Raw genomic sequence first — 24,592 nt, 5'->3', positions numbered from 1 at the left:
GCAGGATGCAGGCCCCCAGTCTGTCGGCGCATGTGGGCCAAAAGACGGCGGCTTCGCGGAACCGCCCCGACCTATATCCGACGTTTTTCGGAACGTCTGCCTGCGGCCGCCGCATTGGTTACCCGACCGTTAACAATCCCCGTCCCGGGCCATGCCGTCCGCAAAGCGGTGCGATCTTCATCAGCGCCTTCGTGGGTGCGGCAATCCTGCGCAATTTTGCATCATTTGGCGGTATTGCGAATCCGGATCGTTTCCGGCAGGGTGCCGCGGTCATGTTGCGTGCTGCTGCCCTTATCACGCTCATCGGGACATCGTCGGTCTGGACCGCTGCGGATGCCAATCCGTTGCTGTCACAGGTCGGGCCCGTGCCAACCGTAGCTGCCCCCGAGCAGGCGGTGATGGCATCGGTGCGCCCGAAACAGCGTCGCCTCGCCGTCCCGGATGCAAGATGGGACACCAAACCCGGTCGCAAAAGCTGGACTCTCGCCGTCCTCAAGGGATTGCGGAGCCATGCCCACGCACTCCCCGATATTGTGCCGAGGGATATCGCTTCGTACTGCCCGGCGTATCCGACCGCAAGCCGCGAACAGCGCGAAGCCTTCTGGGTGGGCCTGATTTCCTCGCTGGCGTGGCACGAAAGCACACATCGCCCCACCGCGGTGGGCGGCGGCGGCCGCTGGTACGGCCTGACGCAGATCCTGCCCGACACCGCACGTCGCTATCAGTGCAAGGCAAAGAGCGGATCGGCCCTCAAGGACCCGGAGGATAACCTCTCCTGCGCGCTGCGAATCATGGCCGTGACGGTCAAGCGCGACAAGGTGGTCAGCGCGGGCATGCGCGGCGTCGCCGCCGACTGGGGCCCGTTCCACTCCTCGCGCAAGCGCAGCGACATCATGGACTGGACCCGCAGCCAGAGCTACTGCCAGGGCATCGCCCGCTCGCTGCGCCCCGTCGCGCGGCCCGACGAACTCCAGCAGCAGTGGGAGACCGAGCGCATGCGCACGATCCTCGCCTCGTTCGAGAACGTCCGCCCGGAGGCCCGCCCGATCTCCGTCTTCGCCCGTGCCCTGAAGGACGCGCTGCCGCCCGTGGAAACCCTGCGGGAGGCGATGGACAACCCGGTGCGGATGCTCATCAGCACCCAGTCCGAAGGCTGATCGCCGCAAGCCGCCAGACACCCGGAAAACAAAAAGGCCCGCCAGAGTGCGGGCCTTTCGCTTGTCAGATACGGAAAGCTATCAGGCCTTCAGCCAGCTCGGCCGCCGCGTCGCGTCCAGAAGGCTCACCGCAGGTGCCTTCGGCCCGCCCAGCGACAAGGTCGCCCGTCGCAGGATCTCGATGCCTTCCTCGCTCTTCGCCGGCAGCGCAGAGGGAGAGATCGGCTCGCCCACGGTGATGCGGAACGGCTGGCGCGCCTTGTTCAGCGTCTCGTGGAACAGGGAAATGTCGCGCAGCGTCGGGTGCAGCAGGTCGAACAGGTAGAACATCACCGAGTTGCGCGCGCGGATGTTCACCGGGATCACCGGCAGGTCCAGCTTGCGCGCGATCATCGCCGCACTCGCCATCCAGGGCCTCTCGTGCAGCGACAGGCCGCGCCGCTTGGCCAGCCGGCCCGAGGGAAAGATCACGCCGAGCCGGCCGTCTTCCACCGCGCGGCGGCAATAGGCCATGGTCTCGCGCGTCTTGGCATGCGACCGCTTCTCCTGCCGCCATTCCACCGGGCAGACGATGTCGTCGAGCTGCGGCAGGACGCGCACCACGTCCTTGTTGGCAAAGAAATAGGTGTCGGGCCGGATCGTCCCCAGCGCATTGTAGAGGATCACGCCGTCCGCCAGCCCCGTGGGGTGGTTCGACACGATCAGCGCCGGTCCGTGGCGCGGGATATTGTCGAGGCCGGAGATCTCCACGTCCTTGGCGATCAGGCTGCCCAGCAGGCGGAAACCGTCCTGCGCCGTCATGTGGTCGAGCTGACCGGCCACCTCCAGCGTGTGGTCATATGTCAGCAGCCGTTCGAGGACGGCGCGGGCAGCGGCAACGAAAGAATTCTGCCGCGAGAACCATGGCGCGCGTTCCTCGATCAGGGGGTCGATACGGTCTTTCATTCGTCAGCCATGATCACAAGTTGTTAAAGTTTCCATGACAGACAGGGGCGCAGCTGTCCAGACGACAGTGCACCGCTGCGTCATGGCGGTTAACAGCCGCCGGCAGGGACAGTCCGACCGGCGCTCCGGAATACGTCCTGCTATACATAACGCACCGGACGTGCAGGGAAAGGGCGGCTAACGGTCCGGGCGCAGGCCGAAATGGTGACGCTCCGTCGTGACGTTACGTCGCCTCAGCGCCTCCTCCAGCGCGGGCGGCTTCGGCAGGCAGTCCTGCGGCAGGGTGATGCGGCGCCCGTCGTCGGTGACGAGGCGGGCGCGCACCGACAGGTCCAGCCGGGTCTCGAAACGCGCGGTCCGGATGCGCTCCAGCGCGATCTCCCCCTCGCTGCCGCCCGACCGCCAGGCCAGCGTCCGGTCGTCCAGCCGCAGCCCGGCCTGCCGGTCGCGGGCAAAGTCGAGCGCGGCGGGCAGGGTGACCAGCATCAGCAGCGCCACGATCCAGCCCGCCGCCTCCAGCATCAGCCAGAGCGTCAGGATCGCCAGCCACACGAGGATCAGCACCAGCGCCGCCCGAGGCGTCCGCCCCGAGGCGCGATGTTCCAGAACCGGCAGGGGTCCGGTCACCGCCCCCCGGCCACGTCGAGGATCGAGCGGGTGACATAGGAGGCGCGCTCCGACAGCAGCCAGAGGACCGCCTCGGCCACCTCGTCGGCGGTGCCGGGGCGACCCATGGGCGGCGTCTTCCCCAGCTTCTCCAGCCGGTCGGGCACACCGCCCTTGGCGTGGATGGCGGTCTCGATCAGGCCGGGGCGGATGGCGTTGACCCGGATGCCCTCCGGCGCCAGTTCGTCCGCAAGCCCCAGCGTGAAGGTGTCGATGGCGCCCTTGCTCGCGGCGTAATCGATGTACTGGTTGGCCGATCCCAGCCGCGCCGCCGCAGACGAGATGTTGACGATACTGCCGCCCTTGCCCCAGGCCCGCATCAGGCCCACCGCCTGCCGCGCCACTTCGATGGCGCCCAGGACGTTGACGGCAAAGACCTTCTCCACCCGCTCCGGCGTCAGGTCCGTGATCGTGCCGGTCTGCGCCACGATGCCTGCGTTGTTCACCAGTCCGACCCGCCCCGGCTTCATGCCCGAGATGGTGTCGAACATCTTCTGGACGGCCTTCGGTTTCGAGACATCGGCCTGCAACAGGTAGGCCTGCGCCCCCATGCTCTCCACCACAGAGGCAGTGTCCTCGGCGCCCGCCTTGTCCTGCCCGTAATGCACCACGATGCGCGGCCAGCCGTTGAACGCGGCGTTGCGTGCCGTGGCAGCCCCGATCCCGGCAGAGGCGCCGGTGACGATCAGCACACCGCTCACGCCGCACATCCCGTCATGAAATTCCCGAAATCTCTGTTGCTGCTCATGGACCCAATTCTCCCGTCTGACCGGCGCGCAAGGCTAGACCCGGCCGTCCCACATCTGCAAGGCGCGCCCGGCCCGAAGGCCCCGGCGCGCCCGCCATTGCCAAGCGAATATGCTTCATCTTGGCCCAAATACCTTGGGGGTGTGGGGGCAAGGCCCCCACCGGATCGCTGCCGCAGGCAGCGAAACGCCCCGAATGGCCGAAGGCTCCGGCCAGACGATCCGCCTTCAGGCGCCGAGAATACGGCTGACCATCTCGTCCACGTCGCGGCTCAGCTTCGGCTTCGACCGGATACGCTCCAGCTCCGCCCGGATCATCTCCTGCCGCCCGGCATCGTAGCGTCGCCAGGTCTGGAAGGCCGAACACATCCGCGCCGTGGTCTGCGGGTTCACGTCGTCGAGCCGGATCAGCCAGTCCGCCAGCAGGCGATAGCCCGCACCGTCCACCGAATGGAAACCCGCATGGTGCATCATCATTGCCCCCATGACGGCCCGGAAACGGTTGGGGTTCTTCCAGTCGAAGGCCGGATGCGCGGTCAGCGCCTCGGTCCGCGGCACCACCTTCTCCGGCGTGGTGGCCGCGATCTGCAGGCCGAACCACTTGTCCATCACCAGCCGGTCGCCCTGCCACTGGTCGTGGAAGGCCTTCAGCGCCGCATCGTCCCGGCCCGCGCGGATCAGGTTCGACAGGGCCGAAAGCTGCAGGGTCATGTTGTCGGCGCGGCCAAACTGCGTCTCCGCCGCGGCCCCGCCGTCGAGCCGGGTCTGCAGCGACAGAACCGCGGCGCCAAGCGCCCGGCGGGCCGACTGTTCGGCGTCGGGGCTGTAGGGGGCGGTGACCTCCGCCTCCGCGGCGAGGCGGGGCAGGAGGTCGGTCCAGCGCTCCGCCTTGACCTGCGCCAGCGTCTCGGCCGCCTGCCAGATGGCGTCGGGATCGGGGACGTGGCCGCGGTCGGCCAGCACCTGCGCCAGCTCCGACTGGGAGGGCGTGCCCATCATCAGCGCCCGGTAGGCGGGGTCGAGGGTTTCGTCGCGAAGCACCGCCTCCAGCCCGTCGATATAGGCCATGTCGGGCGTCGCGCCGGTCAGGACCATGTCCACCAGCGTCTCGCGGGCAAGCTGCCGGCCGGCGTCCCAGCGGGTGAAGGTGTCGGTGTCGTGGGCCAGGAGGAACGCCTGCTCGTCGCGGCCCGCCTCCCGGTCCAGCACCACGGGGGCGGAGAATCCGCGCAGCAGGGAGGGGACAGGTTTCGCCGCGAAACCACTGAAATTAAAGGTTTGTTCAGACTGGTTAAACTCCAGAAGCGTCGTCGGCAGCACCTCGTCGCCGTTCGGATTCAGAAGACCGACGGCCATCGGGATCACCTGCGGCGCCTTCTCGGGCTGGCCGGGGGTGGGCGGGGTCTCTTGCCGGAAAGTCAGCGAATAGGTGCCGTCCGCGAAGGATTCGGACACCGACACGCGCGGCGTGCCCGCCTGGCTGTACCAGCGCTTGAACTGGGCAAGGTCGCGGCCCGTCGCATCCTCGAAGACCTTCAGCCAGTCCTCGATGGTGCAGGCCTGCCCGTCGTGGCGGTCGAAGTAGAGGTCGAGCGCCCTGGCATAGGCCTCGTCCCCCACGAGACGCTTGAGCATCCCGATCACCTCGGCGCCCTTCTCGTAGACCGTCGCGGTGTAGAAGTTGTTGATCTCCTGAAAGCTTTCCGGGCGGACGGGGTGCGACAGCGGGCCCTGGTCCTCGGGGAACTGGCGGCCGCGCAGGTCGATCACGTCGGAGATCCGCTTGACCGGCTCCGAACGCATGTCGGAGGTGAACTGCGCGTCGCGGAAGACGGTCAGGCCCTCCTTCAGGCAAAGCTGGAACCAGTCGCGGCAGGTGATGCGGTTGCCGGTCCAGTTGTGGAAATACTCGTGCGCGATGATCGCCTCGACCCGTTCGAAGTTCGCGTCGGTCGAGGTCTCCGGCGAGGCCAGCACACAGGAGGAGTTGAAGACGTTCAGGCCCTTGTTCTCCATCGCGCCCATGTTGAAGTCGTCGACGGCCACGATGTTGAAGATATCAAGGTCGTATTCACGTCCGTAAACGTCCTCGTCCCACTTCATCGACTTCTTCAGCGCCTCCATCCCGAAGGCGCACTTGTCCTCGTCGCCGGGGCGGACCCAGATGTTCAGCTCCACCTGCTTGCCGGACATGGTGGTAAAGGCGCCCGGAAAGTTCACGAGGTCGCCGGCCACCAGTGCAAAGAGGTAGGCGGGCTTCGGCCAGGGATCGTGCCATTCGGCAAAGCCCTCTCCCGCTTCCTGCGGGTTGCCGTTCGACAGCTTCACCTTCTCGTCGCCCTCGATCCGGACGGTGAAGGTCGACATCACGTCGGGGCGGTCGGGGTAGTAGGTGATCTTGCGGAACCCCTCCGCCTCGCACTGGGTGCAGTACATGCCGTTCGACATGTAGAGCCCTTCGAGCGCGGTGTTGCCTTTCGGGTCGATTTCCACCTCCGCTTCCCAGAGGAAGGCGCCGGAGGGGACGGTGACGGTCAGGCCCTCGTCGGTCACGTCCGGGGTGACGGTCGCGCCGTCGATCTTCGCCCCGATCAGTTTCAGCATCTCGCCGTGCAGGAAGAAGTCCTGCGCCGGGGCGTCGGGGTTGGGGGCAAAACGGATCTTCGACAGCACGCGGGTGCTGTTCGGCGCCAGACGGAAGGTGAGGTGCACGCTTTCGACGTGCCAGCCGAACGGGGTGTAGTCCTTGAGATAGATGGTCTGGGGGGCTTCGGCCTTCATCGCGGTGCTCCTTCTGGTCGTGCCCGATGGAACCCGGGCGGCTGCCCGAGTGTTATTCCTGTAACCGACGAGCGGCAACCGCGCCGCAGTTGCAAATGGAAAGAGGTTGATATGTCCGCCCCAGAGACGAACATTCACAAACAGGAAAAACGCCACGCGGGCCCGCTGACGGGCATGCGCGTGCTTCTGATCGTTGTCGGCATCATGCTGCTGGGCTGGGTCGGCTGGGTCGTGATCCAGGGCCAGGACCCGCAGGGCGCCGAGACCCAGATCGAGGTCGTGCCGGGCGTCGGTGCCGAAGAGGTGCCGGGACCGGCTGCCGATTGATCCTCGCGCAATCGTGTTTCAGAACGCGTCCGGTTTCCGGGCGCGTTTTTCGTATGTGGGGACGATGTCAAAGGCTGTGAAGAAACGCGATCTGCCTGTGAAGACCTGCGCCACCTGCGGGCGGCCGTTCACGTGGCGCAAGAAGTGGGCGAAGGTCTGGGACGAGGTCCGCTATTGTTCGGAACGGTGCAGGCGGGAGCGGTCCGAAAAGCGGTAGGCCGTTAAGGGAGCGGTTTGCCCTTCCGGGCACGATAATCTTTATTTTCCATCGCTTTAATTGAATAAGCGGCGATTGGTCCTTTAACCTGACAGCACACGTCCTTCACCAGTTATTAGCGCTTTTTGTGCACCCTCCGGAAACATTCCATCGGAATGCAGAAAGGAGGAAAAATGTCCGAAAACACCTATCGCGTGCTGACTGTCGGTCTGATGGTCCTGACGATTGTCGTCATGGTCCTGATAGGCCGATAAAAGCAGTCCCCGGGATGCGGCAACATCCCGGGGACACTTAGAAAGCAGGTGTTTGTCCGAAACAAACCTATCGCTACATCCAACTACCTTTTCCTTGCGAAAAAATCAAGATCGGCAGCGTTCCATGGTTACTCCGCCGCGCGCAGCGGCAGGTCGAGCTGCGGGTCGTCGGTCGACGGTTCGGCAGGCGGGGCAGGGCGGCCGATCTCTTCCCACAGGATCTCCGGCGCCTTGATGCGTCTTGCCTCGCGGGCGAGGGCCCAGTCGCGGGCGATGCGGCTGCCGCGGCCGAAGGACAGGCGGGCGAGCAACTGGGCGAACCACTTGACGTAGGTCGTGAACCAGACGCGGATCGCCAGCATCGAGGGGGTGAAGACCAGCGTCAGCACCGTCGCGATGCCAAGCCCGAAGACCACTGCCGTCGCGAGGTTCTTCCACCAGAGCGCGGTGGGGCTGTCGATGGAGTAGCCGCCCGCGAAGAAGTCTAGGCTGAGGCCGAACATCATCGGCGCGAGGCCCGCCATCGTCGTGATCGTGGTCAGCAGCACCGGGCGGATGCGGTCCTCGGCGGTGCGGGTGATCGCCTCCAGCCGCGGCATGTAGCGCGCGTATTCCTGGTAGGTGTCGATCAGCACGATGTTGTTGTTCACCACGATCCCGGCGAGTGCCACGATCCCGGTGCCGGTCATGATGATCGAGAAGAACTGTCCCATGATGATCATGCCCCAGAGCACACCCGCGACCGACATCACGACGGCCAGCAGCACCAGCACGGAGTTGTAGAAGCTGTTGAACTGCGCCAGCAGGATGATGAACATCAGCCCCAGCGCGCCCGCGAAGGCGGATTGCAGGAAGGCCTGGGATTCCGCCTGATCCTCCTGGTCGCCGGTCCATTCCCAGTCGATGCCAACGGGGAGCGGGCGGGTGTCGAGCCACTCGGTCATCAGGGCGATGCGCTCGTTGGCGGTGATCGGCTGGGCGGTCATGTCGCCCTCGCGCAGTGCCGTGCCGAGCTGTTGCGGCGAGGTGCCAGTGTCGAGCGACAGGACCTCGTAGCGGCGGTCCTCGAAGCCGGTGACGGTGGCGTGACCGGGTTTTGCCTCTGCCCCGTCGACAAGCTGGCGGAGGGTGGCGCCGGCCTCGGGCACCTTGAAGAGGTTCGGGCTGACGTCGGCCTTCAGGTCGAAGTAGCGCTTCTGGTCGATGCGGTTGATCTCGGCCAGTTTCTCGACCGGCGTGCGGGTGATGAAGTTCGAGAGCGGCACGAGGCCGTCGGCGGTGCGCACCTTCAGCGTGTCGAGGGTCGACAGGACGCGGTATTCCTCCGGCAGGCGGACGCGGATGTCGATTTCCTCGTCGGAGCTTTCGACCCGCATGGTGTCGAGCAGGATGCCGCGGGTGACAAGCTGGACCATGGCGCCCACGGTGGCGACGTCGGCGCCGTAGAGGCCGGCCTTCTCAACGTCGACGTCGATCTGCCAGTCGATGCCGGGCAGGGGGCGCGTGTCCTCGATCAGGGTCAGGCCGGGGGTGTCCTCGAACCGGGCGCGGGCAGTGGCGACGGCGGCCAGCAGGTCCTCCCAGTTGTCGCCCTTGAGCCGCAGGTGCAAGGGCTTGCCGGAGGCGGGGCCGCGGGCCTGGGCCAGGATCTCGATCTCCGTGCCGGGGATCTGTTCCAGCTTGGCGGTCAGGTCCTCGATGATGACGTCGCCGTCGAGCTGGTCGAGGGTGATGTCCTCCGGATGGGCGGCGGCATAGGCCGGGCGGTCCTCCCACGGGATGGTTTCGAGCTGGACCTGCCCGATGGTGTCCTTGGGGGCCTCGGCGCCGCCTGTGTTGTTGTTCAGTCCGCCGTCCCCGGCGAAGGCGAAGGCGTTCTTGATGCCGGGGTGGTTCAGCACGATCTCCTCGGCCCGCTTCACGATGGCGTCCTTCTCGGTCAGGCTGAGGTTGCCGCGGGCGCGGACGTAGACGATGGCCTGCTCCGGCTCGCTCTCGACGAAGAACTCCACCCCGTTGTTGTGGGTGCCGAAGTAGCTGAAGGTGAACATCACGAAACCCACCACCGCGCCGACGGTGACGATGGGCATGATCGGGTTGCCGGAGATGAAGTTGATGAAGTGGCCGAAGAGCGTGCGACGGTAACGGCCGTCGACCCGCTTGGGTTTGCGGCGCGGCGCGGCGGCATCCATCACCACCGAGGAGATGACCGAGAAGATCATGAAGACCACGACGCCGGGCAGGCGGGCGGCAAAGCCCGTGGCCTCCGTCGGGCCGAGGTAGTCGGGGTTCAGCACCATCATCGCGCCGACGAACAGCCCGAACAGCGCCACCGGCACCAGCGCCGCGCGCAACCACCAGGGCGCGGCGGCGCGCAGGGCGTTGCCCATCCGGCCGACGTTGCGCGACCAGCGGCCCGAGACGCCGCCCATCACCGGCAGGTAGACCAGCGCCACCACGAGCGACGCGGACAGCACGAAGATCAGCGTGACGGGTAGCATCCCCATGAATTCGCCCGCGACGCCGGGCCAGAACAGCATCGGCAGGAAGGCGCAGAGCGTCGTGGCGGTCGAGGAGACGACCGGCCAGAACATGCGGTGCGCGGCCTCCACATAGGCGTGCATCGGGCCGGAGCCTTCCTCGATACGCTTGTCGGCGTATTCGACGACCACGATCGCGCCGTCCACCAGCATCCCCACGGCAAGGATCAGCCCGAACATCACGATGTTGGAGATCGACACGCCCATCAGCGCCAGCAGCAGGAAGCACAAGAGGAAGGAGGTCGGGATCGCGAAGCCCACCAGCAGCGCCGGCCGGAGGCCGAGCGAGGCGAGGACCACGATCATCACCAGCGCGATGGCGGTCAGCACCGACCCTTCGAGCTGGCTGACCATGGAGGCCACCTGCCGCGACTGGTCGTTCGACGCGCCGATATCGAGGATCGCCTGAAGCTCAGGCGGCCATGCCTTCTGCGCCTCGTCGATCACCGCGCGCACCTCGTTGGCGGTGTCGATGATGTTGAACCCCTTGCGCTTGACCACCTGCAGGGCGACCGTCGTCTCGCCGTTGAAGCGGGCGGTGCCCTTGCGGTCCTCGAAGGTCAGGCGGATGTCGGTCAGCTCGCCCAGCGTCACGGTGCGCTGGCCGTTGGTCTTGACCGGCAGGTTGTAGATGTCCTGGCTCTCCTCGAAGGAGGCGGGGATCTTGATGGCAAAGGTGCCCTGATCGGTTTCCACCTCGCCCGCGGCGATCAACTGGTTGTTGTTCTGGACCGTCGCGATCAGCTCGCCCGCGGTGACGTTGTAGCTTTCGAGGCGGAGCGGGTCGATCACCACCTCCACCATCTCGTCGCGGTTGCCGGCGATCCCGGCCTCCAGCACGGAATCGAGCCCCTCGACGCGGTCCTGCAGGTCCTTGGCGACCTTGGTCAGCGTGCGCTCCGGCACCGGGCCGGTCAGGTTGACGATCAGGATGGGAAATTCGGAGAAGTTGATCTCGTTGATCGAATAGTCCTCGGCGCCGTCGGGGAACTGCCCTTCGGCGTTGTTCATGGCGTCGCGGACATCGGCCAGCGTCTTGGTCTTGTCCCAGCCGAACTCGAATTCCAGCGCCACGCCAGCATAGCCTTCGGAGGCGGTGCCGGTCATGGTCTTCAGCCCGTCGAGGTCGGACAGCTCCGTCTCCATCGGCTTGACCAGCAGCTTTTCGCTGTCGGCGGCCGAGATGCCGGGGAAGGGGACAGAGACGAAAAGCGCCGGGATCTCGATGTCCGGTTCGCCCTCCTTGGGGAGGCTGACGTAGGCGTATCCGCCCACGGCAAGGGACAGGACGATGAAGGCGATGACCATCCGGGCGCGCGCGGCGGCCCAGTCGATGATTCCGGTCATTGGATCACTTCCTCGAAGCTGGGCACCACGGGGACGCCGTCGGTGACGTATTCCTGTCCGAGGACGATCACGTCCACGGTGTCCGGCAGGCCGGTGACCCAGACGCCTTCGCGGGTGTCGCGCAGGATGGTCACGGGGATGAATTTCGCTGTCTCCTCCTCGGTCACGGTGCGCACGCCGAGCGCGCCCTCGTCGTCGAGCGTGAGGGTCGACTGTGCGACGAGGTGGCCCTTCGCGCCTTCGGCCTCGATCAGGATGTCGGCGGTCTGGCCGTCGCGGATGGTCAGGTCGGGGTTGGCGACCTCCAGTTCCACGCGGAACGTGCGGGTGGCCGGATCGGCGGAGCGGGAGACGAAGGCGACGTTGCCCGCGACCTCGCGCCCGTCGGCAAGGCGCGCCCCGGCCTGCGCGCCGAGGTCGATGCGCGAGACGGAGGTTTCCGGCACGTAGGCCACGATCTTCACCGGGTCGAGCTGGATGACCGTCGCGCAGGCGGAGCCGGGCTGCATCAGTGCGCCCAGTTCGGCGGTATCGGTCTCCAGCAGGCCCGCGAAGGGGGCGGTGATCGACAGGCGGTCGATGTCCTTCTGCGCGGCGGCCACGGCGGCCTCGGCGGACTGGATGGCCGAGAGGGCGCTTTCCTCGCCGGTCCTGGCGGACTGGATCCCGGCCTGCGCGCCTTCGAGCTGGCTGTTGGCGGAGATCACGGCGGCCTTCGCGCCCTCGACGTTCGAGAGCGCGGTGGAGACGCGGGCGCGGGCGCCCTCGACCTGGCTCTGCGCGGTCTGGACCCCGGCCTTGGCGTTCTCGATCTGGGTCCGGGCGGCGATCACCCCGGCCTCGGCGTTGCGGATGCCGGAGCGGGCAGCCTGCACCGCGGCGCGGGCGGCCTCGATGTTGCTGCGCGCGGTCTCGACCCCGGCGTGGGCGCCTTCGAGGCCGGAACGGGCGGCCTGGATGCCGGAGGCGGCGGCCTTCAGCCCGGCCTGCGCGGTCTGGACGGAGGCCTTGGCGGTCTCGTAGGCGGCTTCGGCGGAGGCGAGGCGGGTCTGGGCGGCGAAGCCATCCTTGGCGAGCGAGCTGGCGGCGGTCAGGTTGATCTCCGCCTCGCGGACCTGAGCCTCGGCCTGCCGGACGCGGGCCTCGGCCTCGGGGACACGGGATTCGGCCTCTTCCAGCGCGGCTTCGGCGGCGGGGACGGCGGCTTCGGCCTCCCTCAGGCGGGCCTCCGCGGCGGGGACGGCGGCCTCGGCCTCTGCCAACCGGGATTCGGCTTCGGGCACGCGGGCCTTGGCCTCTTCGAGACGGGCCTCGACCTCCGGTACGCGGGCTTCTGCCTCCTTCTGCGATGCCTCGGCCGCGGGGATGCCGGCGCGCGCTTCGAGGAGGGCTGCCTCGGCGGCGGGGACGGCGGCCTCGGCCTCCGTGATGCGGGCGCGGGCAACGGGGATCTGGGCCTCTGCCTCAGCCAGGCGGGCGCGGGCCTCGGGCACCATGGCCTTTGCCTCCGCCAGACGGGCGCGCGCCTCCATCAACGTGACCTCGCGGGTGCCGGGGTCGAGTTCGCACAGAAGCTGTCCCTCTTCGACGAGGGCGCCCTTGCGCAGGGGCGTGGAGATCACCTTGCCCGCGGTTTCGGCGCGGACCTCGACCTGGCGCAGGGCCTGCGTCTCGCCGCGGAGCTGCACGGCGCTGTCGATTTCCTGCGCGACGGAGCGGTTGGCCATCACCCGGACGGCGTTTTCAGGGGTCTCGCGCGCCTCCATGGCGCTTTCGACGGGGGCCGCTTCGGGGGCGGGGGCCGGATCGGTGGCGGCCTCGGCGCGCTCCTCGGCAGAGGGGGACAGCCGCGCGGTCCAGGAAAGCAGCGCATCGCGTTTCAGGACCACACCGTAGAGGACGGCCGCGACAAGGATCGCCGTGATGATGGACACAATTCGCATGCTTCGTTTCCCGTCGTCCTGAGGCGCCGCAATCCCGGCGATGTCACACTTCTTACGGTCTCTACCGAGAGGCGGACCAATCGCCCTGGCAAATGGTGAACCGTTTGGTTCAGTTTCTTAGGGTGCCGTAACGGCGTCTTCAAGACGGAGTGATCGCCGGAGCCCCTTTATAGGTGTATTTTTCACGATTTCCTGTCAGCAACTGGCAAGAGTGTCACGTTTCCACGCCGGTTCTCCTTCCTCCTGTCCTGCGCGACGTGATGGCGGGGGTGTTGGCAAGGCCGGGGGCAGCCTGTAAGAGGGGCCAAAATCAGGCCCGCGCGCGGGTTTGCGACGGGTCGGCCCTCGGGGCGCCCTGGGCACATTTGGGGGGACGCAGGTGAGCGACACCGACAGTTTCATCGACGAAGTGACCGAAGAGGTCAAACGCGACCGGCTGTTCGCGATGATGAAGCGCTATGGCTGGATCGCGGTGGTGATCGTGCTGCTGCTGGTCGGCGGCACCGCCTGGCGCGAATACCAGATCTCGAGCCGGGAGTCGGCGGCGCAGGCCTTTGGCGACAGCGTGCTGGACGCCATGGACGCGAACGACGCCGCGGCGCAGGCCGCCGCCCTGGAAGAGCTGTCTTCGGACACGCCCTCGGCGCGCGCCGTACTGGAAATGCTGACCGCCGATGCAGAGCAGTCCGCAGGCGAGACGGCGGCGGCGGTCGAGCGTCTGCAGGCCGTGGCCGCGGACGCGGAGGTCCCCAACATCTACCGCCAGATCGCCAGCTACAAGGCGATGACGCTGGGCGCGGAGGTGCTGTCGGTCGAGGAGCGGCGCGCCGGGCTCGAGGCGCTGGCCGTGCCGGGACAACCGCTGCGCCTGCTGGCCGAAGAGCAACTGGCGCTGGTCGAGGTCGAGACGGGTGAGCGGGAAGCCGCCCTCACGCGGCTTCAGGGGATGCTCGACGATTCCGAGATCACCGCGGGCTTGCGTCGCAGGGCAAGTCAGTTGATTGTGGCTCTGGGCGGCGACCTGCCGGAGAGCTGACGCCCCCGCGCCGCCGGATCGGCCTGATGCGGCGGCGGACTTGGGACGGGAAGACGGGCCCGGGACGGTGGCACATTGAAGGCCACGCGGGTCCGGCGGGCAGAATGAGGACGAAACGATGCGGCGCAAGGCTATTCTTCTGACCACGCTGGGTGTGCTGGCTCTGGCCGGCTGCGAGGAGAAGGACCCGGTGCTGGCCGGTGAACGCCTCAACGTGCGCGACGTGCTGGAGACCCGGGCCGGCGCCGACGAGGCACCGCAGCCGGTGAGCCGCGCGTTCTCCACCCCGCAGATGGTCAACAACGCCAGCTGGACGCAGAGCCCGGTGTCGCCGTCGGTGCGCACCACGAACGCCGCGCTGTCGAGCGCGCCGCAGCCGCTGTTCTCCACGCCGATCGGCACGGGTGACAGCCGCCGGATGCGGCTGGACGCGGAGCCGGTGGTGGCCGACGGGCGGATCTTCACGATGGACGCGCGCAGCGTGGTGAAGGCCATCGGCCTGAACGGCGAAACCCTGTGGTCCACCGACCTGACGCCCGCGCGCGAGAAGACCGCGCTTGGCGAGGGCGGCGGTCTGGCAGTGGGCGGCGGGCGTCTTTATGTCACGACCTCTTACGGCGAACTGGTGGGGCTGGACCCGGCGACGGGCGCGACGCTCTGGACGCAGGGGTTCGGCAACACCTCGACCGGCGCGCCGAGCTATGCCGACGGTCTGGTCTACGCGGTGTCCGGCGACACGACCGCCTGGGCGGTGGAGGCCGCGGACGGCAAGGTGCGCTGGCAGATCGACGGGCAGGGTGACGTGAGCAACGTTGCGGGCGGCCCGGCACCGGCCTTCGGCGACCAGCATGTGGTCTTTTCCTACGGGTCCGGCACGGTGCAGGGCGCCTTCCGGCAGGGCGGCCTGCGGCTCTGGAGTTCCGAACTGCTGGGGCGGCGTCCGGGTGTGACGCTGGCGGGTTTCGACGACGTGACCGGCGATCCGGTGATCTCGGGCGACACGGTCTATGCGGGCAACCATTCGGGCCGCGTGGCGGCGATGTCGGTCTACACCGGCGAACGGATCTGGGAAGCGCCCTATGGCGCCGAGGGGCCGATGTGGCCCGCCGGGGATTCGGTGTTCTTCGTCTCCGATCTCAACCAGCTTGTCCGTCTCGATGCCGCGACGGGGCAGGAGATCTGGACCACCGATCTGCCGGGCTACGTGCCGCGCCGCAAGCCGAACAAGCGCCGCGACCGGGCCTATGCCAACATGGGGCCGATCATGGCGGGCGGACGGCTGATCGTTGCCGGGTCGGACGGGCTGATGCGGGCCTTCAACCCGGCGGACGGCGCGCTGGTCCAGACCATCGACGTGCCGGGCGGTGCGACGACGCGGCCGATCGTGGCCGGTGGCACGCTTTATGTCGTCTCCAAGAAGGGCGTGCTGCACGCCTATCGGTGATATTGCCACGGGCCGCGCGGGGTGATCCCGGGGCGGCCTGACGGGCGAGGATGCCCCGTGCCGACCGGTGCGGTCCGCGGGGCCTTTCGCAGGCGCGGAAAATGCGTTACATGCGCGATCTGATCCGCGGAGCCTTTGCATGTCCTTCTCCCTCGCCATCGTCGGGCGCCCCAATGTGGGCAAGTCGACCCTGTTCAACCGTCTCGTCGGCAAGCGGCTGGCGCTGGTCGACGACCAGCCGGGCGTGACCCGCGACCTGCGGGAGGGCGAGGCGAAGCTGGGCGACCTGCGGTTCACCGTGATCGACACGGCGGGCCTTGAGAACGCCAACGACGATTCCCTTCCGGCACGGATGCGGCGCCTGACAGAGCGGGCGGTGGACATGGCGGATGTCTGCCTGTTCCTGATCGACGCGCGGGCGGGCCTGCTGCCGGACGACCACGTCTTTGCCGAGATCCTGCGCAAGCGCGCAAAGCACGTCATCCTCGCCGCCAACAAGGCGGAGGGCTCTGCCGCCGACGCCGGTGTGTTCGAGGCCTTCGAGCTGGGTCTGGGCGAACCGATCCGCCTGTCGGCAGAGCACGGCGAGGGGATGCCGGAGCTCTACTCGGTGCTGGCGCCGCTGGCGGACGGGTACGAGGAGGAGCGCGCCGACGACGCGCCGGAGGTGGATGTCGCCGTCTCCGAAGACGACGAGGACGACGACAGCGTGCCGGTTCCGACCCGCGCACGACCCCTGCAGATCGCTGTCGTGGGGCGCCCGAACGCGGGCAAGTCGACGCTGATCAACCAGATCATCGGCGAGGACCGGCTGCTGACCGGGCCCGAGGCGGGGATCACCCGCGACGCCATCTCTCTGACCCACGAGTGGGGCGGTGTGCCGATGCGGATCTTCGACACCGCGGGCATGCGCCGCCGGGCGAAGGTGCAGGAGAAGCTTGAGAAGCTGTCGGTCTCTGACGGCATCCGGGCGGTGAAGTTCGCCGAGGTGGTGGTCGTGCTGCTGGATGCGGCCATCCCGTTCGAGACGCAGGACCTGAAGATCGCCGACCTTGCGGAGCGCGAGGGGCGTGCCGTGGTCGTGGCGGTCAACAAGTGGGACATCGAGGGCGAGAAGCAGGAAAAGCTGAAGTGGCTGCGCGAGCAGTTCGAGCATGTCCTGCCGCAGCTCCGCGGCGCGCCGCTGGTGACGGTCTCGGCCCGGACGGGCAAGGGGCTGGACAAGCTGCAGGAAGCGGTGATGAAGGCCTACACGGTCTGGAATCGCCGCGTGTCGACCGGGCAGCTCAACCGCTGGCTCGAGGGCATGATCTCTCGCCATCCGCCCCCGGCGCCGCAGGGCCGCCGGATCAAGCTGCGCTACATGACGCAGGCGAAGACCCGGCCGCCGGGCTTCGTGGTGATGTGTTCGCATCCCGACAAGCTGCCGGAAAGCTATTCGCGCTACCTGGTGAACGGGCTGCGCGAGGACTTCGACATGCCGGGCACGCCGATCCGTCTGCACATGCGCGGGCAGGGCGACAAGAACCCCTACAAGGGCCGCCGGACGAAGAACGCGGGCGCCCTGAAGAAGCACCTCGGGTCGCTTCAGAAGAAGAAGGACTGATCCGGTGGAATGGGCGCCCTTTGGGCGCCCATGCTGTTTGCCTCACCGCCCGCCTTCGGCGGTCGGCTCGGGTTGGCGGGTGTCCGTGTGGGGGCGATACCGTTGACTGCGGAAGGCCGCGCAAACCGGAGTGCCGGACGCTGCGCGTCTGACGTGGTGACTGACGTTTTCCCGACGCTAAGCGTGATCTTGCGTTTTCACTGCAGTCGAAAGGTGAGGCTGTTGCAGGCCGGGCGTGCGCGGCGGCTCTCCCAAGGGGCCGGCCTCGGGACATTGCAGCCGTTTCGGTGCGGCGCTATAGAACGGCCCTTCGCCAGCCCGGAGGATGACCGTCATGCCAAAGCTGTACCTGCTGGGAGCCTCGTGTTCCGGCGTGTCGACGCTGGGCGCGGTTCTGGCCGAAAGACTCGACGTCCCGCAGATCGACGTAGACGATTACTACTGGATGCCGACCGATCCGCCGTTCAGCGTCAAACGCGATCCCGAAGAGCGCGTCCGTTTGATCGGCGCGCGCCAAGAGATCGCCGAGGGCTGGGTGCTGACCGGCTCATTCATGGGGTGGGGCGATGCCCTTGTCGAAGACGTCGATCTGATCGTCTTTATCCATACTCCGACACCGATACGCCTTGAGCGCCTCGACCGGCGCGAGGCACAGCGCCATGGCGCGCGCATTCTGCCGGGCGGCGACATGCACCGGTCCCATCTGGCGTTCCGGGACTGGGCGTCCCGGTACGACGATCCGTCATTTTCCGGGCGCAACCGCGTGCAGCATGAGCGTTGGCTGGAGGCGCAAGGCGCGCCGGTTCTTCGCCTCGATGGTCAGCGCCCGGTCGGGGAACTCGCAACGAAGGTCTTAGAGGCGCTTCCCCGTCCAACTGACCGGAGCAATCACTGAGCTGAGGCGCGGACCGGGCAGGAAACTCCTGCCCGGCCGGGAGTCACGCCCTCAGATGAAGCGCGGCGTTGGGGTGGGGATCGCCGGAATCGTCCACATCCCGGCGCGACACTTCGGTAAAGCCGAGCGTGCGGTAGAAGCGGACGGCCTGCTCGTTGGCGGTGTAGACCTCCAGCGACAGCTCTCCCTTCAAAGCCAGCGCATGGGCGATCAGCTTGCGTCCGATGCCCAGACCTTGCCGGTCGGGCGCAATGAAGATCCCGCCGACAAAATTACCGAGCAGGCTTGATAAAGCCGACCTCGTCCCCGCCGCAACAGGCGACCCAGGTCTCCGATTTCGGCAGGTATGTCTCCTCGATCAGCTTGCGCTGTTCCACGAGTTTCGGCTCACCGATGAAGGGATGCGCCTTGCGGGAGGCGGCAAACCAGATGGCCGACAGTCTTTCGGTATCCGTTGCCCCGTCGAAGGGCCGGATCGATATGTCGTTGTTCTCCATGAGAACTCCACGGAATTCATGCAAAAGGGATCGGCAGCGATGTGCCGATGCGAAGCCGCTACATGCGGTTCAATCGAGGCCTCTGTGCATGAATCTCCTTCTGAGACGGCCACAGGATAGATGGCCATGTCATCATGTTCAATGAATGCGACAGGGATTGGAAGGGTCCGCGCCGGATGGATGCGGCGGGCAGGCGCGGACGCCCGCCCGGTTGTCATTCCGTGTCGGTGGCGCGCAGCGACAGGATCGCGACGATGCCCAGCAGGGCGAGGCCCGCAACGGCGGCGTTGAACGGCTGGGAGTTCTGGATGATCACGCCCACCAGCGCCCAGATCACCGTGATGCCGTATTCCGGCGCGCGGTGCAGGCGGTACTGCACGATGACGGCCAGCGCCAGCGCCAGAGAGAGCGAGATCAGCGCGGCGATCGTCGGCGAGAAGATCTCGTACCCGCCGAGTACCACGCCAAGCGCCACGAAGGCCGCGGCTGTCAGCCAGCCGGAGTAGATCGCGACCGGCGCCTGTTGCAGCCAGCGGTCGGTGTCGCCGACGCGGAAGAGCGCGCGCAGCGCCGCCGCCAGCATCAGGAATATGAGGACGGTTGCCGCCAGCGGCGAGACGCTGGCCACGGGCAGCCATGTCGCCCCCAGCGCGAGGCTGAGCGCCAGCCAAGGGCGCATCGGCATCCAGTCCTCGTCGTCGGAGCGGCGGACCGCGCCGAAGACCGCGCCGACCAGCAGCCAGACGTAGATCAGCCCCCAGATCGCGAAGGCGTAGCCCGAGGGCTGGACCGGCGGTTCCTCGATGACCTTCGGAAACTGGTCGGGGGTGAAGCCGTTGAAGTCGGGCACGACGAAGTAGGAGGCGATGAACGCCAGCGTCGCCAGAAGACAGGCCCAGGCCCAGAGACGTTGCATGATCGCGCCCCCCGGTCTCAAACCAGGTTACCGGAGGCGTCGAGGCGGGTCTTGCCGCGCAGCCACGGGTGCAGCGCCTCGGGCAGGTCGACGGAGCCGTCCGCCTGCTGGCCGTTCTCAAGCACGGCGATCAGCGCCCGGCCCACGGCGAGGCCGGAGCCGTTCAGCGTGTGCAGGAAGCCGGGCTTGCCACCCTCCGCGGGCTTGTAGCGGGCGTTCATCCGCCGGGCCTGGAAATCGCCGCAGGTGGAGACGGAACTGATCTCGCGGTAGGTGTTCTGGCCGGGGAGCCAGACCTCGATGTCGTGCGTCTTCTGCGCGCCGAAGCCCATGTCGCCGGTGCAGAGCACGACGGTGCGGTAGGGCAAGCCCAGCTTCTCGAGGATGGTCTCCGCGCAGCGGGTCATGCGCTCGTGTTCGGCCAGCGACGTGTCGGGGTGGCATACGGTCACCATCTCCACCTTCTCGAACTGGTGCTGGCGGAGCATGCCGGCGGTGTCGCGGCCGGCGCTGCCCGCCTCCGACCGGAAACACTGCGAATGGGCGGCGTAGCGGCGGGGCAGGTAGCCCTCGTCCACGGTCAGCCCGTTGACGATGTTGGTCAGCGTGACCTCCGACGTGGGGATCAGCCACCAGCCGTTGGTGGTCTCGTAGCTGTCCTCGCCGAACTTCGGAAGCTGGCCGGTGCCGTACATCATCTCCGGCCGCACGAGGACCGGGGTCCAGGTCTCGGCAAGCCCGTGTTCCTCGACGTGGGTGTCGAGCATGAACTGTGCCAGCGCGCGGTGGATGCGCGCGACCCCGCCCGAAAGCAGCACGAAACGCGAGCCGGAAAGCTTCGCGGCGGTTTCGAAATCCATGCCGGGCTTCACGCCGTCGAGCTCGTAATGCTCCTTCGGCGTGAAGTCGAAGCTGCGCGGCTCGCCCCAGCGGCGGATCTCCACGTTGTCGTTTTCATCCGCGCCGTCGGGCACCTCGGCCAGCGGCAGGTTCGGGACGCCCATCAGGAGGTCGGTCAGCTGCGCGTCGAGCGCCTTGGCCTTCTCCTGCATCTCGGCGACCTCGGCCTTCTTCTCGGCCACGAGGGCGCGGAGGCGTTCGAACTCCGCCTCGTCGCCCGAGGCCTTGGCCTTGCCCACGTCCTTCGACGCCTTGTTCTGGTCGGCCTGCGCCGTCTCCGCGGCGAGGATCGCGGCGCGGCGGTCGGCGTCGAGGGCGAGGATGGCGGACGACATCGGCTCTGCCCCGCGGCGGCTGAGGGCCGCATCCCAGGTTTCCGGGTTCTCTCGGATGGCGCGGATGTCGTGCATTTGGGTCTCCACGGAAGAATGCTGTCGAGTCGCAGCGCTTATGCCCGAAGTTTCAGGGGGAGTGTAGGGGCCAGCCTGCCGCGGGTCCATCTGGCGTCCGACGGCCATTGTTCAATGCCCGTCGACAATCCTTTGCCGTTTAACGGGATTTTTTCGTTTGAAGGCCATGATCCCCGAAACCGCGGGACACGGGCGCCCGGGATCGAGGAGCAATCACATGGGGTTCGGCCTGATGGCGGTCGTCGGTGCGATGGTGCTGATGGTCCTGCAAGGAATGATGGAAGACGTCCCGGAGCCGGGCGAGGACGTGATCCGCGAAGACGACACCGTGGTCGGCAGCGATGACGACGACGTCATCATGGGCAACGGCGGGGCCGAACTGCTGCTGCCGGACGACGGCAACGACCTGGTGCGCGGCGGGAGAGGGAACGACACGATCTCTGACCTGCGCTGGGACGAGGACGCGGTGATGACGGATGCGGGCGCCGTCAATCCGAACTGGAGCAGCGACACGCTGTTCGGCGGTGCGGGCGACGACGTCATCACCGCGACCGGCGGGCAGGACGACGTGAACGGCGGGCCGGGCGACGACCGGATCAACACCATCGACCTGCACCCCGACCAGCCCTTTGCGCCCGACCGCCTGTTCGGCGCCGCGGGCGACGACTGGCTGGTGGGCGACGACGGCGACACAATGATCGGCGGGGAGGGGACGGACTTCTTCTCCAACCTCGTCGACGAGCCGGAGGACCAGCCGGTGATGATCCGCGACTGGCAGAGGGGCGAGCAGGTGGAGCTGCTGCTCTATCACCCCTCGCTGATCCCGGCGGACGGCAGTGCGCCGGTGGCGGAACTGCGCGACAGCGACGAGGGCGCGGTGCTGTCGGTCAACGGCCACGACGCGGCGGTGTTCTCCGATGCGCTGGCGCGGGATCTGAACGGGCATGTCCGGGTGGTGAGCCGCGTCTGAGGTTTACCGTGCTGACTCTTGAGCTGGTGACCGGCCGGACATTCAGGTGTCTGGCCGGTTTTCCTTGTCGCGTTGGAGGTCTCCGTGACGAGGCCGGACGGCAGAGCGCGTCAGCAACGGGTGATGAGGAGAGGCCTGTCCCGGTCTCAGGCGTATCCGCCGCTGTTTCCATTTCTTCCGTGTTGGTTCAAGGGCTGGCTCTGCACCGTCTGTCGCTCAGGGAGAGGTCAATCCCGGAGGTTGGCAAGCTGGGCGAGGAGCCAGCTGTCGACGGGGACGACGATGGCTTCTTCCTCCACCACCGCGGCGATGACGGCGACAATGCGGCGGGCGCGGTCCTCGCCCAGGAAGACCGGGCCGCCGGACTGACCGGGTTCGACCCGGCAGCGCAATCGCCAGAGTTGGCCTGTCTCGTCGCCGTAACACAAAGGTGTGATCGTCAGGCGGTGCGGGACGGAACGGCGGTAGCCCATAAGGGTCATCGGTCCCGGCGGAACGCCAATGCCCACCGGCAACGGCGCGACTTCCAGTAGCTGGTCTAGCGTCACAAGCGCGATGTCATGGGCGATGTCGAAACGCCCGTTGTCGTAGGCCTTCGGGTGCACGGTCACGGCCTTGATTCGTGCGGCCCCTGCGTGATGCTCTCCGTCCCAGCCCGCGACGAAGGTCATGTCCCCGATCCGCTTGAGATATCCGTCGGCGGGCGTTGTGACGCAGTGCGCCGCGGTCAGCGCGATATCGGGGGCCACGAGCGTCGCCGTGCACATCTCGCGGTGGCGGTAGCCGGCGAGGTTCAGACGACCGACCGCGTCCTCCGCAGGGGCGGGGACGGGCAGGAGGACGGCGGCCAGGGCCAGGAGCAAAACCCGTAACATGGCTGCAGCATAGCGCGGGACAGGCCTGCGCGACCATCTGCCAGCCTGCCGCGCACCTTGCATCCCGGCGCAGGGCCGCATAGGTAACGGCCAATTTAGCGGGGGATGCCCCGCAGATCCGACACAGAGATCCAGCAGGGAGCATCCAATGGACCAGAACGCCCTTTCCTCTTTCGTGATGATGGGCCTGATCTTCGCGATCATGTATTTCCTCCTCATCCGCCCGCAGCAGAAGAAGGTGAAGGAGCACAAGGCGATGATCGAGGCGATCCGCCGCAACGACATCATCGTCACCCAGGGCGGGATCATCGCCAAGGTCGTCAAGGTCAAGGACGACGCCGAGGTCGAGGTCGAGATCGCCGAAGGCGTGAAGGTGCGAATCATGCGCTCCACCATCGCGGCGGTGAAATCCAAGACCGAACCCGCAGAGGCCTGAGACCCAAATGCTGCAGATCGACGCCTGGAAGCGCTGGCTGATCTGGCTCACCGTCGTGGTGGGCCTGCTTCTGGCCATTCCGAACCTGTTCTACGGACGGGTCGAAAGCCACAACGACGCCGTCAAGGCCATCGAGGCGGGCGCCGACACGTCGGAGAACCGCGCGGCAGAGGCCCAGTGGCCGTCTTTCCTGCCGTCGGGGCTGGTGAACCTCGGGCTCGATCTGCGGGGCGGTGCGCACCTGTTGGCGCGGGTGCAGACCACGGACGTCTACAAGTCCCGGATGGAGTCGCTCTGGCCGGAAGTGCGGGACCTGTTGCGCGACGAGCGTGACACGGTGGGCACGATCCGCTGGAACTCCGAGGCCGTCGACCGCGGCGAACTGCGGGTCAAGCTGTCGAATCCGGAAGGCATGCAGCGCGCCATCGAGGTGGTGCGCGGGCTTGCGCAGCCGGTCGTGACGCTGACCGGCGCGGGCGCGTCAGACATCGAGGTGCGCGGCGAGGGCGACGAACTGGTCGTCACGCTGTCGGAAGCCGAAAAGCAGGCAACCGACGACCGCACGCTGCAACAGTCGCTGGAGATCATCCGCCGCCGCATCGACGAGGTGGGGACGCGCGAACCGACGATCCAGCGGCAGGGCTTCGACCGCATCCTGATCCAGGTGCCGGGCATCGGCTCGGCGGCGGAACTGAAAGAGATCATCGGCACCACGGCGCAGCTGACCTTCCAGCCGGTCGTCGGCCGGACCACCAACCAGAACGACGCGCCCGGACCGGGCAACGAACTGCTGCCCTCGCTGGACGAGCAGGGGCTGTATTACGTACTGGAGCAGACCCCGGTCGTGACCGGGGAAGAGCTGACCAACGCGCAGCCGACCTTCGACCAGAACGGCCGCCCGGCGGTGAGCTTCAACTTCAACCCCGGCGGCGCGCGCAAGTTCGGCGACTACACCGCCGAGAACATCGGCTCGCCCTTCGCCATCGTGCTGGACGACGAGGTGATCTCTGCCCCCGTGATCCAGAGCCACATCGGCGGCGGCGCCGGCATCATCACCGGCAACTTCACGGTCGAGGAATCGACCAACCTTGCCGTGCTGCTGCGCGCAGGCGCTCTGCCCGCGGGACTGGAGTTCCTCGAGGAACGGACCATCGGTCCGGAACTGGGGCAGGACAGCATCGAGGCCGGCAAGCTGGCGACCGGTGTGGCCTTTGTTGCGGTGCTGGGCTTCATGGTGGCGAGCTACGGCTTGTTCGGCGTCTTCGCCAACATCGCGCTGATCCTGAACGTCGCGCTGATGTTCGGCCTGCTGAGCCTGATCGGGGCGACGCTGACCCTGCCGGGGATCGCGGGGATCGTGCTGACGGTCGGCATGGCGGTGGACGCCAACGTGCTGATCTTCGAACGCATCCGCGAGGAGCTGAAGACGGCGCGCGGACCGGCGCGTGCGATCGAGCTGGGCTATGAAAAGGCGCTCAGCGCGATCGTCGACGCCAACATCACCACCTTCATCACTGCCGTGATCCTCTACGTGATGGGTTCCGGCCCGGTGCGGGGCTTCGCGGTCACGCTGGGTTTCGGCATCATCACTTCCGTCTTCACCGCGATCTTCGTGACGCGCGTGCTGATCGTGACGTGGTTCGAACGCCGCCGCCCCAAGACCATCGAAGTTTGAGAGAGAGCC

Annotated in this window: 19 protein-coding genes and 1 pseudogene; 10 read left to right on the top strand and 10 right to left on the bottom strand. The window is 67.3% G+C overall.

From position 1 onward, the window contains the following. Positions 1-5 precede the first annotated feature (5 nt). The gene (locus tag QNI11_RS13200) at positions 6-1,157 is read left to right on the top strand and encodes a transglycosylase SLT domain-containing protein (RefSeq protein WP_306418196.1); all 1,152 of its coding nucleotides are present in this window, start codon (positions 6-8) and stop codon (positions 1,155-1,157) included. An 81-nt stretch (positions 1,158-1,238) separates the two neighbouring features. Here the strand turns inward: QNI11_RS13200 and QNI11_RS13195 are convergent, their stop codons facing one another. The 4 genes from QNI11_RS13195 to pepN form a co-directional block, all read right to left on the bottom strand. Continuing rightward, positions 1,239-2,102 (bottom strand): lysophospholipid acyltransferase family protein, encoded by an 864-nt coding sequence (locus QNI11_RS13195; protein ID WP_100930120.1) that lies wholly within the window; start codon positions 2,100-2,102, stop codon positions 1,239-1,241. A gap of 177 nt (positions 2,103-2,279) precedes the next feature. Next, positions 2,280-2,729, bottom strand: a complete 450-nt coding sequence (locus QNI11_RS13190) for a hypothetical protein (protein ID WP_283980476.1) — start codon at positions 2,727-2,729, stop codon at positions 2,280-2,282. Then, entirely contained in the window at positions 2,726-3,469 is a 744-nt protein-coding gene (locus tag QNI11_RS13185; protein WP_373418404.1) for an SDR family oxidoreductase, read from the bottom strand. Before QNI11_RS13185 ends, QNI11_RS13190 begins: the two co-directional genes overlap by 4 nt. A 273-nt stretch (positions 3,470-3,742) precedes the next feature. Continuing rightward, complete coding sequence (pepN, locus tag QNI11_RS13180) at positions 3,743-6,295, bottom strand: aminopeptidase N (RefSeq protein WP_283980474.1); 2,553 nt, start codon at positions 6,293-6,295, stop codon at positions 3,743-3,745. A 111-nt stretch (positions 6,296-6,406) separates the two neighbouring features. Here pepN and QNI11_RS13175 point away from each other — a divergent pair, with 111 nt between their 5' ends. Together QNI11_RS13175 and QNI11_RS13170 are read left to right on the top strand one after the other, a co-directional pair. Continuing rightward, positions 6,407-6,622, top strand: coding sequence for a hypothetical protein (locus QNI11_RS13175; protein WP_100930123.1), 216 nt, complete (start codon positions 6,407-6,409; stop codon positions 6,620-6,622). A gap of 64 nt (positions 6,623-6,686) precedes the next feature. Beyond that, positions 6,687-6,839 carry a DUF2256 domain-containing protein gene (locus QNI11_RS13170; RefSeq protein WP_100930124.1) on the top strand — a complete coding sequence of 51 codons (153 nt, stop codon included), beginning with the start codon at positions 6,687-6,689 and terminating at the stop codon, positions 6,837-6,839. Positions 6,840-7,221: 382 nt separating this feature from the next. Here the strand turns inward: QNI11_RS13170 and QNI11_RS13165 are convergent, their stop codons facing one another. Together QNI11_RS13165 and QNI11_RS13160 are read right to left on the bottom strand one after the other, a co-directional pair. Further along, positions 7,222-10,980 carry an efflux RND transporter permease subunit gene (locus QNI11_RS13165; RefSeq protein ID WP_283980473.1) on the bottom strand — a complete coding sequence of 1,253 codons (3,759 nt, stop codon included), beginning with the start codon at positions 10,978-10,980 and terminating at the stop codon, positions 7,222-7,224. Beyond that, on the bottom strand, positions 10,977-12,923 hold the full coding sequence (locus tag QNI11_RS13160) for an efflux RND transporter periplasmic adaptor subunit (RefSeq protein ID WP_283980472.1): 1,947 nt from the start codon (positions 12,921-12,923) through the stop codon (positions 10,977-10,979). Before QNI11_RS13160 ends, QNI11_RS13165 begins: the two co-directional genes overlap by 4 nt. A 379-nt stretch (positions 12,924-13,302) precedes the next feature. Here QNI11_RS13160 and QNI11_RS13155 point away from each other — a divergent pair, with 379 nt between their 5' ends. The 4 genes from QNI11_RS13155 (at position 13,303) to QNI11_RS13140 (ending at position 17,904) form a co-directional block, all read left to right on the top strand. Next, positions 13,303-13,959, top strand: coding sequence for a tetratricopeptide repeat protein (locus QNI11_RS13155; RefSeq protein ID WP_100930126.1), 657 nt, complete (start codon positions 13,303-13,305; stop codon positions 13,957-13,959). Between the two features lie 118 nt (positions 13,960-14,077). Then, entirely contained in the window at positions 14,078-15,403 is a 1,326-nt protein-coding gene (locus tag QNI11_RS13150; protein ID WP_100930127.1) for a PQQ-like beta-propeller repeat protein, read from the top strand. A gap of 139 nt (positions 15,404-15,542) precedes the next feature. Further along, entirely contained in the window at positions 15,543-17,009 is a 1,467-nt protein-coding gene (der, locus tag QNI11_RS13145; RefSeq protein WP_100930128.1) for a ribosome biogenesis GTPase Der, read from the top strand. 334 nt (positions 17,010-17,343) lie between these two features. Further along, on the top strand, positions 17,344-17,904 hold the full coding sequence (locus QNI11_RS13140; protein ID WP_283980471.1) for an adenylate kinase: 561 nt from the start codon (positions 17,344-17,346) through the stop codon (positions 17,902-17,904). A 43-nt stretch (positions 17,905-17,947) separates the two neighbouring features. On the opposite strand, the pseudogene QNI11_RS13135 reads toward QNI11_RS13140, so the two are convergent. From QNI11_RS13135 to serS, 3 genes and pseudogenes are all read right to left on the bottom strand, one after another. Then, positions 17,948-18,401: pseudogene (locus QNI11_RS13135) on the bottom strand (GNAT family N-acetyltransferase). Between the two features lie 214 nt (positions 18,402-18,615). Further along, positions 18,616-19,317 (bottom strand): hypothetical protein, encoded by a 702-nt coding sequence (locus tag QNI11_RS13130; protein WP_283980470.1) that lies wholly within the window; start codon positions 19,315-19,317, stop codon positions 18,616-18,618. Between the two features lie 17 nt (positions 19,318-19,334). Beyond that, the gene (serS, locus tag QNI11_RS13125) at positions 19,335-20,627 is read right to left on the bottom strand and encodes a serine--tRNA ligase (protein ID WP_283980468.1); all 1,293 of its coding nucleotides are present in this window, start codon (positions 20,625-20,627) and stop codon (positions 19,335-19,337) included. Between the two features lie 217 nt (positions 20,628-20,844). Between serS and QNI11_RS13120 the strand changes: the two genes are divergently transcribed. Next, positions 20,845-21,597 carry a calcium-binding protein gene (locus tag QNI11_RS13120; protein WP_283980467.1) on the top strand — a complete coding sequence of 251 codons (753 nt, stop codon included), beginning with the start codon at positions 20,845-20,847 and terminating at the stop codon, positions 21,595-21,597. A 227-nt stretch (positions 21,598-21,824) separates the two neighbouring features. On the opposite strand, the gene QNI11_RS13115 is transcribed toward QNI11_RS13120, so the two are convergent. Beyond that, positions 21,825-22,472 (bottom strand): serine protease, encoded by a 648-nt coding sequence (locus QNI11_RS13115; RefSeq protein WP_283980466.1) that lies wholly within the window; start codon positions 22,470-22,472, stop codon positions 21,825-21,827. 148 nt (positions 22,473-22,620) lie between these two features. On the opposite strand from QNI11_RS13115, the gene yajC reads away from it, so the two are divergent. Further along, positions 22,621-22,908 carry a preprotein translocase subunit YajC gene (gene yajC, locus QNI11_RS13110; RefSeq protein WP_100930134.1) on the top strand — a complete coding sequence of 96 codons (288 nt, stop codon included), beginning with the start codon at positions 22,621-22,623 and terminating at the stop codon, positions 22,906-22,908. Between the two features lie 7 nt (positions 22,909-22,915). Next, positions 22,916-24,583, top strand: coding sequence for a protein translocase subunit SecD (gene secD, locus QNI11_RS13105; protein WP_100930135.1), 1,668 nt, complete (start codon positions 22,916-22,918; stop codon positions 24,581-24,583). Positions 24,584-24,592: the final 9 nt, after the last annotated feature.

Origin of the sequence: Sagittula sp. MA-2, from assembly GCF_030126985.1 — a bacterium.
GTDB lineage: Bacteria > Pseudomonadota > Alphaproteobacteria > Rhodobacterales > Rhodobacteraceae > Sagittula.
The sequence above is the reverse complement of the archived record's forward strand: the minus strand, read 5'-3'. Positions and strand labels throughout refer to the sequence as shown.